This is a genomic window from Formosa sediminum, assembly GCF_007197735.1.
Lineage (GTDB): Bacteria > Bacteroidota > Bacteroidia > Flavobacteriales > Flavobacteriaceae > Formosa > Formosa sediminum.
In genome coordinates, this window is the sequence record NZ_CP041637.1 from 2,867,066 (window position 1) to 2,878,921 (window position 11,856).

At 31.1% G+C, this 11,856-nt stretch carries 7 protein-coding genes; 2 read left to right on the forward strand and 5 right to left on the reverse strand.

The window, feature by feature from the left end; translation table 11 throughout:
* Positions 1-120: 120 nt before the first annotated feature.
* Both FNB79_RS12545 and FNB79_RS12550 read left to right on the forward strand, forming a co-directional pair.
* The gene (locus FNB79_RS12545; protein WP_143381631.1) at positions 121-3,027 is read left to right on the forward strand and encodes a PEP/pyruvate-binding domain-containing protein; all 2,907 of its coding nucleotides are present in this window, start codon (positions 121-123) and stop codon (positions 3,025-3,027) included.
* Complete coding sequence (locus FNB79_RS12550; RefSeq protein WP_143381632.1) at positions 3,028-4,287, forward strand: serine hydrolase; 1,260 nt, start codon at positions 3,028-3,030, stop codon at positions 4,285-4,287.
* Here FNB79_RS12550 and FNB79_RS12555 read toward each other — a convergent pair.
* The 5 genes from FNB79_RS12555 to FNB79_RS12575 form a co-directional block, all read right to left on the reverse strand.
* Complete coding sequence (locus FNB79_RS12555) at positions 4,273-7,107, reverse strand: Npt1/Npt2 family nucleotide transporter (protein WP_143381633.1); 2,835 nt, start codon at positions 7,105-7,107, stop codon at positions 4,273-4,275. The genes FNB79_RS12550 and FNB79_RS12555 overlap by 15 nt on opposite strands.
* 99 nt (positions 7,108-7,206) lie before the next feature.
* Complete coding sequence (locus FNB79_RS12560) at positions 7,207-8,127, reverse strand: serine hydrolase (RefSeq protein ID WP_143381634.1); 921 nt, start codon at positions 8,125-8,127, stop codon at positions 7,207-7,209.
* Positions 8,128-8,307: 180 nt separating this feature from the next.
* Positions 8,308-9,849, reverse strand: coding sequence for an acyl-CoA carboxylase subunit beta (locus FNB79_RS12565; RefSeq protein ID WP_143381635.1), 1,542 nt, complete (start codon positions 9,847-9,849; stop codon positions 8,308-8,310).
* A gap of 12 nt (positions 9,850-9,861) precedes the next feature.
* Positions 9,862-11,304: an acetyl-CoA carboxylase biotin carboxylase subunit gene (locus FNB79_RS12570; RefSeq protein ID WP_143381636.1), complete on the reverse strand. Its 1,443-nt coding sequence runs from the start codon at positions 11,302-11,304 to the stop codon at positions 9,862-9,864.
* Positions 11,305-11,320: 16 nt separating this feature from the next.
* Entirely contained in the window at positions 11,321-11,806 is a 486-nt protein-coding gene (locus FNB79_RS12575; protein WP_143381637.1) for an acetyl-CoA carboxylase biotin carboxyl carrier protein subunit, read from the reverse strand.
* Positions 11,807-11,856 lie beyond the last annotated feature (50 nt).

Genomic DNA, 11,856 nt, shown 5'->3' on the forward strand with positions numbered 1-11,856 from the left:
GAATTTTCAGTTTTTAATATTTATAAAAATAAAGTTGTTTTTTAATGGTATAATAGTTTTTTGCACGTATAATTATATATATTAGTAAGGTGTTATTTTATATAAAAACGCTTCATAAAAATGAAAAATATAATTCTATTGTGTATAAGTCTTTTTGTATGCTCCTATACAGTAATATCTCAAAAATTAGATGTAGATGAGATTGCAAATCAAATAAATGCTTATAAAAATGACAGTCGCGGACCCTATAAAGATATTCGGTGGTTTTGTACAGACGGTAGTATAAGGATGCCTAAAGATCCGTGTCCAGATAACATAGGTCCAGGAAATCAGCATGCTAGATATAAAGATGAAGTAGTTGCACTTGGCTTAACTAATCACATCTTTTTCGGTCAGATTTTAACATCTACTAGTAAAGATGAATTTTGGGATGCCAATCATAATAATTCAAGATTAAAACAATATCAAATAGATAAGTATTTAAGAGCTGTAGACAATGGTTGGATTAATAAAAAAAGTCAGTTTTACAGGGGTGCAATTCAGTATGAGGATGAAGAAGATTGGGGAATTAATTTTTATAAATGGCTATTGTCTAACGACGATTTGTTACAAGCAAACTATTTTTTAATTAGACAATCCTTAAAGGATATTCCTCATAACGGAGATGATAATATTGCGCAAAATATGCGAAGTCAATCAAAAATATTATCAGATCTTTATCCTCCTTTTATGGATTTAAGAGTTAAAATTCATGCACAACCTACTCTCACTGATATAGAAAAAGTTGAAGCGTTTAAAGCTAAACATATTAGTAAATTATCGGCTAATCAGGTTAAAATTATAGAGGATTTAATTGCAACCATGACGTTGTTTTTTAAACCTGTAAATTTAGCTGCTTTACAACAAAAAGCGACACTATTACAAAACACACCCTTTGGAGAAGAATTTAATGCTTATGTTATAGAAAATAACGATAGTGCTACTGCCTCAGATCTTATTCAAAATACTTCTGAATTGTTAGTTAAGCTTAGAGCTGCTATATTTAATGAAAAACGACCATTAGCACGTCTACAAATGTTAGACATATCTTTAAAACTTGAAGAAATTATCTTTAAAAAAGCGCCATTATGGCAACCTAACAATATTAAAGAACTCTCAGATAAAATTTGTTATTTAGGTATGGCTACTGCTGCAACTGGATATGTTGAACAGCATGAATGGGAGGCATTAAATTTAACTTTACCAGCAACTAAAACAGACGAAATTGCTTTAGGCGAATTAACAACGCTTTTACAACAAGCTAGAAGTTTAGTAGAGTGGAGTGCAGGTATGGTAAAAGCAAATTACCAAAAAGAAGTAGATATATATACTAGTTTTGAGCCTTTAGCCTATGGTTTTATAGATGATAAAATTAGAGGATCTATTGCCTTACATTTGGGGAAATCTGTAGGCGAATTAGGCGATTTAATTGCAAACGAATCGGCATTGACAAATAAAGTGTTAAGCATCCCTAACCAAAGTACAATTAGAGGATTAAACCCTGGATATGCATTTGGCGAATTAGTAGTTGTTACAGGATCTCCAGATGCTAAAGACGTGTCTTCTAATAAAATTTACGTCTTTCAACGTCCACCAGCAGATCTAAAACCTGTTGCTGGTATTGCTACTGTTTCTGAAGGAAATATGGTATCTCATGTTCAATTATTAGCTCGTAACTTAGGAATCCCTAATGCCGCACTATCTTTTGAAAATCTAAACGATTTAAAACAATATAATGGGGAACAAGTGTTTTATGCCGTCTCTAATAAAGGAAATGTTATTGTAAAGCTAGCCCAAGACATGACCACTGAAGAGCGTGCACTTTTTGAAAAAAAAGAACGTAAAGATGAAAAAATTGCTGTCCCTATTGAACAAATCGTGTTAGATGAATCTAAGGTTTTAAATTTAAGAAGTGTAAACGCCTCCAATTCTGGTAAAATTTGCGGACCTAAGGCCGCTAATTTAGGACAACTTAAAAGCATATTCCCAGAACAAGTTGTAGAAGGTTTGGTGATTCCTTTTGGAATCTTTAAAGACCATATGGATCAGGAGATGCCAAACCAAAATCAAAGTTATTGGCAATTTTTAACGGCAATGTTTTCAGAAGCATCAGCTATGGAATCTAGAGGGATGAGTGAAGCTGATATTGAAACTTATCAATTACAACAATTAGCAATGTTAAGATCTGCCATAAAACAGATGCCATTAAAAGCAACATTTGTGTCGCAAATGGAACACGATTTTAAAACTATACTTGGTAGTGAATTAGGAGAAATACCTGTTTTTTTAAGAAGTGATACCAATATGGAAGACTTAAAAGAATTTACAGGAGCTGGCCTAAATTTAACCCTCTTTAATGTGGTTGATAAAGCTAAAATTTTTGAAGGCATTAAAGACGTTTGGGCATCTCCATATACCGAGCGTAGTTTTAAATGGAGACAAAAATATTTATTAAATCCTGAAAATGTATTTCCATCTATTTTAGTTATACCAAGTGTAGATGTAGATTATTCTGGAGTACTTATTACTAAAGGTTTAACTTCTAGAAATAGTAAAGATTTAACTGTAGCATTTAGCCGAGGAGCAGGTGGTGCAGTAGACGGACAATCTGCAGAAACATACCTCATAAAAGATAATGGTGAAACGCAATTAATAGCGCCTTCAAGAGAGCAATATTACAATAGTTTACCAATTACCGGAGGTACATTAAAAAAGAGCACTTCATTTAATGAACCTATTTTAAATGCACAAAATATTAAAGTAATTAAACAATTGGCTGCACAAATTAGAGAAACCATGCCTAAGGAAACAGATACAGAATACAATGGTGCTTATGATGTTGAGTTAGGATTTAAAAATAATACTTTATGGCTATTTCAAATCCGACCATTTGTAGAAAATAAAAAAGCATTAAGTTCTTCATATTTAGAATCTATTACCCCAAAAATTGATACTAATAAAGCGATTTCGCTTTTTAAAACATTATAAATGAAAAATAAACTTGTATTAATTGTAACCGTATGTATATGTACTGCGTTTACCACGTTAACAGATTACCCTATAGATGGTTATGAATACACAGGTATTAAAAGATTAAAACGTTTAGAACTTATAAAAAGTGGAGAAATTGTTGAAAAACAAACCTTACCCGAAGGTGCTTTTAAATCGTATTTAGATATATCGTTAAATTTAAAAGATAAAGCTGCAGATAGTTTAGATGTCTTTTTTAAAGACAGTCCAGAATTTCAAAATGCAATAAATAATTTATTTAAAGGTTTAGATAAAAGTTATTCATTGACAGTATTAGATATCACCAACCCTAATGCTATTAAATATGCACACCGAAATGAAACTGCTGGTTATCAACCTGGAAGTGTTGGCAAATTGGCTGTTTTACTCGGTTTATTTGATCAGCTTGCTAAAATTTATCCAAATAATTACGAGAAACGGGTTCAATTATTAAAAACAAAAGTTGTTAAAGCTGGCGTTTGGGGTCTAACAGATGAACATACTATACCTATTTATAATATTGAAACTAAAAAACTAATAAAACGTCAGGTTATTGCTAGTGATGAATTTTCGTTATTTGAGTGGGCAGATCACATGCTTTCTGTAAGTAATAATGGAGCTGCAAGTATTGTATGGAGAGAAGTTTTATTAATGCAGGCATTTGGCGCTGCTTATCCAGAAATGACAGATGAAGAGGCCTTAACTTATTTTAAAACTACAGACAAAAAAGTATTGACAGATTTAGGAAATACGGTTGTCAATTTACCTCTTAGAAATCTAGGTATTTCCGCGGATGAATGGCGTTTAGGCAGTTTCTTTACTAAAGGAGCAAACACCTATGTAGGCGATAAAGGTGGTAGTATAGGCACTCCATTAGGAGTTATGAAATTTTTAATTCAATTAGAGCAGGGTAAAGTAATAGATGAAAAATCGAGTTTAGAAATGAAACGTTTAATGTACATGACAGATAGACGTATAAGATATGCTCAAGCTCCTGCTTTAAAAGATGCTGCTGTATATTTTAAATCTGGTAGTTTGTATAAATGTGATAGGAGTAAAGGTGAAGCATGTGGTAAATATATGGGAAATGTACAAAACTTTATGAATTCTGTTGCTATTGTAGAACACCCGGATAAAACGACATATATGGTTGTTTTAATGACCAATGTGTTACGAAAAAATTCGGCTACAGATCATATGAATTTAGCTACAAATATTGATAAATTAATTAGGCAATAAGCTTAAAATGTTTTTTATGTTAGCTATTAACTTTGCATTAGTTTCCTGAGTTAATACTGTTTCTAATAAAACTTTATATTTTAAAGGGTTAGATTTTTCTATAAGATACAAGACTGCAAATTTTAACTTTACATCTTTTCGTTTTAATAATTCGTGGTAGCATTCGGCTTCACTAAAAACTTTTAGGTTAAGTTTTTTAATTTTTTCTTCTGAATTTGACGTTAATATAACAGATTCTGCAACAGGGATAAGTTCTTTTTTAAGTTGACTATTTAAAATATTATCTAAAAATTCTACTGCATGTACACGTTGTTCTTCTTTACCATTCATGATGGTGTTTAAAATAGGATCTACATCTTGAGGTGGATACTTAATACCTAAAAATCTAAAAATACGTTGTAACTGTCGGTCTAATCGTTGTTCTAAAACATGAATTAAACCTATTCTTGCTTCGTTCTCTTCTTTTGTTTCGGTGGCAGTAGCTTTCTTTTTATATTGAAGTACAATTTGAGTATGTATTACTGCTAATGTGTTTTGATATAATTGACATTCATCTAAGATTTGATGAACAATATAGTCGTCTTTTATTTTTAGATTAGGATATTTCCATTTTAATCGTTTTAAAGCTTCTATAGCTTCAATTTTCACGGCATGTTCTGTATCATTAATTAAAAGCATTAATGTATTAATTGCTTTTTGAGATTTAAATTTTTCAATAGCTAATACGGTATATATGGCATCTTCAAAATCTATAGTTTCATTTATGATTTTATCAAATAATACATCAATAACAGGTTCTCCATAAGCATATAAGGCATTTATAGCGCAAGGTCTTGTATCTTTAACAGATAAATGTGTTATAATTGGAGTTATAAATTCAGAATTTAATGTTTTTGAAGCACTTCGTATAGCGACTCTAACAATGTCTATATCGTTGGCTTGTAATTGGGTATTTATAATAAAGTAATATGTACTTAATTTAGCATTTCCAATACTTTCTAGAATAACGCTTATAATTTCCTTTTTCAGAGCTTCATCTGTAAGGTTGGAATATTTAGAAAGTGCATTGTCAATTTTTTGTTCTAAACTAAATTTATATTGAAGTATAGGATTGTTTCTTAACTCTAAAGAAAGGCCTAAAAGCGCAGCATTACTAATAGTATAATCGTCACTATTAATATATTTTTCAAATAATTCTACTTTGTTTTTTTGATAATGTTTTAAGAGGTATCTAAAAGCAGAAGTCGTAACATTTTGATTGCGATCATGTACCATCTCTTCAATTTCTGTAGATAGATTCTCGGTTTTTAAGTAATATAAATTATCAATAGCCAAAGTTTTTACTCGTGGAGAAGTGTGGTGCAGAATATTTTTTATACCATAAAAAAAACGCTCATCTTTAACTTCTAATGTTTTAGTAAGCATGTTTATGATTTGGTTTTCTGTTCCACTATTAAACACTCGTATCACAGAATCTATAATAGAAGTTACTTTAATGTCTTGCTTTACAAGTTTTGTTTTTTTAGTTTGAGACAGATCTAGCAAGTTTTTAAAGGCTATAATATACTCTTGTCTTAAATAATAAATAAGTGTTAGCCATACAAGTATCAAGGCTATAATTATAATACTGATATAGGTTGATGATAAGTCTAAGCCGTTAATAAAAAATATTAAAATAAAACCTGCAATACCTGTTGCAATACTATCTACCACTACATCCGTAAATGTTTTTGTCTTTTTTTTAATGTCTATAGGAATGGGAATTGAAAGTAACTCTGTAGCTGATTTATTTACCGATTGTTTTAAACTACCATCTATAATTTTAATAAAAACCACTACCCATAATTGTGGTATTACTAATAGCAATATAGATCCTATTAAAATACCTGAAGGCAACCACAATAATGATTTTCCTACCCCAAAAGTTCCTACAATACGTTTGGTTAAAAACAGCTGAATAAGTAAAGAAATTACACTTAAAGTGGAAAGCCAAAATCCAAAAAAAGAGGTTAAATCATCTTGATCGTCAATAAGCCTAAATGCATAATCGCTATATTGGTAATCTACTAATTTTGCAATTAAAGCACTAAGCCCAATAACTAATGCTATTAAACTTAACAGTTTAGAATGTTTAATTAGTTTAAAAGGTGAATCGCTTTTAGGATTACTTCTAATTGAAACTTGAAATGGATTTAGTTTTTCAACTTCTGTTCGCCATATATAACGTGTTATAGCAATGCATAGAATTAAGAGTAGTGCTGCTACAAAAAGTAAATTTTGCGAATTCATGAATGTGGTAAGAACAGAGGTTAAATAGCCTCCAAAAATACCTCCAGCAATTGCGCCTGCTCCAATAAATCCAAACACACGTTTTGCTTCTCTAACATTGTATACAAGATTAGCTAATATCCAAAATTGAGAGGCTGTTAATAGTCCAAAAATGGCTACCCAAACGTAAGGAATATATAATAAAAATCCTGTAATTAAATTGAAATTAAATCCGATTCCGAAAACTATTAATGAAATAATAGATCCTATTAAAGTCTTGTCAATTATTATATTTAATTGAAATTTTTCTAGAGCTTTATCGTAAAAATAAGAACCAATAATAGCCAAAACAGCAGTAAAAACATAGGCTAATGGCAGTGCATCTGAAGATAATTCGGATAAGAACAGGGAATTAATTGTTGGTTTTACAATTAATAGCGTAGTAATTAAAATAAAAATATTTAACTGAAGAAGAAGTGTCTTTTTTAGTTCTTCTTCTTTAATATCAAAAACTTTTAAGACATGGTGTTTAAGAGTTTTTTTAAAAGACATTTAAATGTTTTATATATTAATATATTTCTACAAACAAATGTAATTAATATGCATTTTGTTCATGTAACTTCATTGTAATATTTTCTATTCCAAAAGAAATTATTTTAACGCTATAGTTTTAGTTTTGTATTTTTTTAATGCAGTTTCAATAGGCGTGACAAGATTTCTAATAATTTGTTCACCATCTTCATCATCTACCAAGGCGACTAAAATATATCGTCTGTTTGGATCGTTTCCCCATACTAAAATAGAATCTGAATGATAGGTTTTCCATGATCCAGATTTTCTGTATAACAAGGCCTGAGGTGCAATTTTTTCAATAACACTTACAAATTTATGATGTAAATCTGGGTTACCCATAATTTGTAACATTTGTTTAGAGCGTTTATCGTTAACAAGTTTACCAAATGCTAGTAAATAATAATATCTACACACTTGATCTACGGTAGCAGCATGACTTAAGTTTTTTAAAGGTTCTCGATTGGTATTGCCACCCCCACCATAACGTTTACCACACCATAAACCGCCACCACATTCTTCATCATAAAACATGTATTTAGGATCTGTCATCACAGATTCTATTTTTTTATACCCTAATCGATCAATCATTCTTGTAGATGCTGCATTATCAGATTTACTGATCATTAATCTTAAATCCGTTTTAATTTCTGGCGTTTCTTTAAGTTCTCCTTTATCTATAGCATCCATAGCAGACAATAAAATTGCTATTTTAGGTAAACTGGCAGCATACATCATATATTCTCCATTAACACTAGCATATTTAACCTGATTGGTATTACTTAAATCTACTATACCAACAGACATTTTGTTTTGGGCTATAAGTTTTTTCCAATTTGGATTTGCATTAAGTTGTTGTTCTAAATTTTTTTGTAATGTTGAATTTTTAAGTGTATTTAAAGGTTTTATCTTAGAATTGTCTACTTGTATAGGTAAGCCGTTTTGTGCTTCAATACACATGCTAAATGTAATAAGGAAGACTACAAACAATGTTGTTTTCATGTATATTTGATGAATTTATAGAATGTATGCAAAAGTATTTAATTAACTCATTACTAAAATGTTAAAATTTAAAAATCATAATATTAAACTTTATGAGTAAAATCAATGCTTCTTATGTGAAATAATACCTTAAACTGTTAATTTTTTAAGTAGAAGAATATAATTGCGGCTACTTATATATTATAACGGAATATTACCATGTTTTCGTTTAGGTAATTCCACCGATTTATCTTCTAACATACAGAATGCTTTTATTAATTTTCTACGGGTGTCTTTTGGCAGTATAATTTCATCAATAAATCCGCGTTGTGCAGCACGATAAGGATTTGCAAAAGCAGAGGCGTATTCGAATTCTTTTTCTGCTAGTTTTGCTATGGGATTATCTGCATTTTTAATTTCTTTTTTAAAGATAATTTCGCTAGCACCTTTAGCTCCCATAACAGCAATTTCTGCGGTGGGCCAAGCAAAATTCATATCTGCGCCTATATGTTTCGAATTCATAACATCGTAAGCACCTCCGTATGCTTTTCTTGTTATAACAGTTATACGCGGTACTGTAGCTTCGCTTAAAGCATACAATAATTTCGCGCCGTTAGATATAATACCATTCCATTCTTGATCTGTTCCTGGTAAAAACCCCGGAACATCTACTAAAACTAAAATAGGAATATTAAAACTATCGCAAAATCTTACAAAACGAGCTGCTTTTTTTGAACTATTTACATCTAAAACTCCTGCTAGACACAATGGCTGATTGGCAACAATACCAATGCTTTTTCCTCCCAATCGGGCAAAACCTACAATAATGTTTTCTGCATATTCTTTATGGATTTCAAAAAAAGAATCTAGATCTATAATGCCATAAATAATGCGTCTCATATCGTAAGGTTTATTAGCATTATCAGGAACTATAGCGGTTAATTCTTCTCGGATTTCATCTTGTAAATTATAGGACAATTTAGTTGTTGTTTTGGTATTATTTTGCGGTAAATACGACAATAGATTGATAATCTGATCTAAACATTCTACATCATTAATAGCTGTAATATGTGCTACTCCAGATTTAGTTGCATGTGTATGTGCACCTCCTAATGCTTCTGAGCTTACAGCTTCATTGGTTACCGTTTTAACAACATTTGGGCCGGTTACAAACATATAACTGCTATGTTCAACCATTAATGTAAAATCTGTAATGGCAGGAGAATAAACAGCTCCTCCAGCACAAGGCCCCATAATAGCTGATATTTGAGGGATAATTCCAGAAGCTTTTACGTTTCTATGAAAAATATCTGCATATCCACCAAGCGATTTAACACCTTCTTGTATGCGTGCCCCTCCAGAATCGTTTAAACCAATTAAAGGTGCTCCAACTTTTAGGGCAAGATCCATAATTTTACATATTTTTTCAGCGTGAGTTTCGGAAAGTGATCCGCCAAAAACCGTAAAATCCTGAGCAAAAATATAAACTAATCTTCCTTTAATATTTCCGTAACCGGTAACCACACCATCTCCAAAATAGAGTTCTTTTTCCATACCAAAATCTGTAGACCGATGCGTAACTAGTATGCCTATCTCTTCAAAAGATCCAGAATCTAATAAATAATCTATACGCTCTCTTGCTGTTAGTTTATGTTTAGCATGTTGTTGTGTAATACGATGTGTTCCGCCTCCTAAATATGCTTTTGCTAATTTATCTGTAAGTATGTTTGTTTTAGAATCCATATAATTTAAAATTTAATTATTAGGCAATCTGATCTGATTTAGATCTTTTTGATATTGTTTTAAAGCAATGAGAGCGGCAAGTCTAGCCTCTCGTTCAGTTTTTTCTTGTAAAATTTTAGGATTAAAGTAAGTCTTTATAAAATTGGTATTGAAGTTACCTGCTTTAAATGCAGCATGTTCAAAGACAAATTTCCCAAAACTTAGTGTGGTACTAACACCTTCAATATGATAAGCTTTAATTGCATTTAGCATTGTTAAAATAGCCTCTTGACGTGTATTACCGTAAGTGATTAATTTTGATAATAGAGGATCGTAATATATCGAAACATCTGCACCTTCAAACACACCATTATCTACACGAATACCGGGAACTTTTGGAATTTTATAAACATTAATTTTACCTATACTAGGTAAAAATTCGTTAAAAGGATCTTCTGCATATACCCGTAACTCAAAAGCATGGCCTTTAATCTCTAAATCAGCTTGAATAAGGTTTAAAGATTCCCCTCTGGCAATTTTTATTTGTTGTTCTACAAGATCTAAACCAGTAATACATTCGGTAACGGGATGTTCTACTTGTAAACGGGTGTTCATTTCTAAAAAATAAAACCTATTATTGTTATCTAATAAAAACTCTACTGTTCCTGCACCAATATAGTTACACGCTTTTGCAACCCTAATTGCAGCTTCACCCATTGTATCACGTAGGGCAGGAGTAAGTATAGAGGAAGGTGCTTCTTCAATAACTTTTTGATGACGACGTTGTATACTGCATTCGCGTTCAAACAAATGTACAGTATGCCCCAAACAATCTGCTAAAATTTGAATCTCTATATGTCTAGGAGAAGCTATATATTTTTCAATAAATACAGCACCATCTCCAAAAGCATGTGTGGCTTCACTTATCGCTCTATGCATTTGCGATTCAAATTCTTCTTCATTATCAACTATACGCATGCCTTTTCCACCACCACCGGCAGAAGCTTTTATAAGTACAGGAAAACCTATTTTTTTAGCTATTAAAGTCGCCGCTTTAACATCTGTAATTGCTTCTGGAGTACCAGGAACCATGGGGATATTATAATGTTTAACAGCTTCTTTAGCTGCTATTTTATTTCCCATAATTAGAATAGATTCAGATTTTGGACCTATAAAAATTATATTATTTGCTTCAACTTTTTTAACAAAACCTGCATTTTCACTTAAAAATCCATATCCTGGATGTATAGCATCTACTTGAAGTGCTTTTGCTATTTTAATAATTTTTTCTCCTACTAAATAAGATTTACTAGATAGTGCCTCGCCAATACAAACTGCTTCATCTGCATAGGTAACGTGTGGAGATTCTCTATCGGCTATAGAATAAATGGCTACTGTTTTAATTCCCATTTTTTTAACCGTTTTCATAATACGTAAGGCAATTTCGCCCCGATTAGCAACAAGTATTTTTTTCATATGTAGGGATTATAGGTTATTTAAATTCTATTAATACATCGCCTTTATTAACTGTGAGATCTTTTTTTATTTTAATGGATTTAATAACTCCTTCTCTAGGAGAAAGTATACTGTTTTCCATTTTCATAGCTTCTAAAACTAATAAGGGATCGTTAACTTTAACCGTATCGCCTTCTTTTACTAGAAGATCTAGAATTAATCCTGGCATAGGCGCTTTAATTAAATCTATAGTTTTAAAGTTGGCAGTATGAAATCCCATGGTTTCTATTAACACGTCTAAATCGTTTGAAATTTTTACAAAAAATGTGGTGTTATTAAGGATTACTGTATAAGATTTATCTAAGACATCTGATTTAGAAATTTCTGCATCATAAGAGATATAATCTTGAATAATATGAAAGTGATTAGGTTTGGTTTGCACAGCATCTAATTGCTCTACATGTTCTAATGTGAGGTTAAAATGATGCAAATCGTTTACGGTAACTTTGGTAGATTTACTCATGTGGTGTTTGTTTGTTGTATAAATATAACAAATAACACCGTAATTTTAAG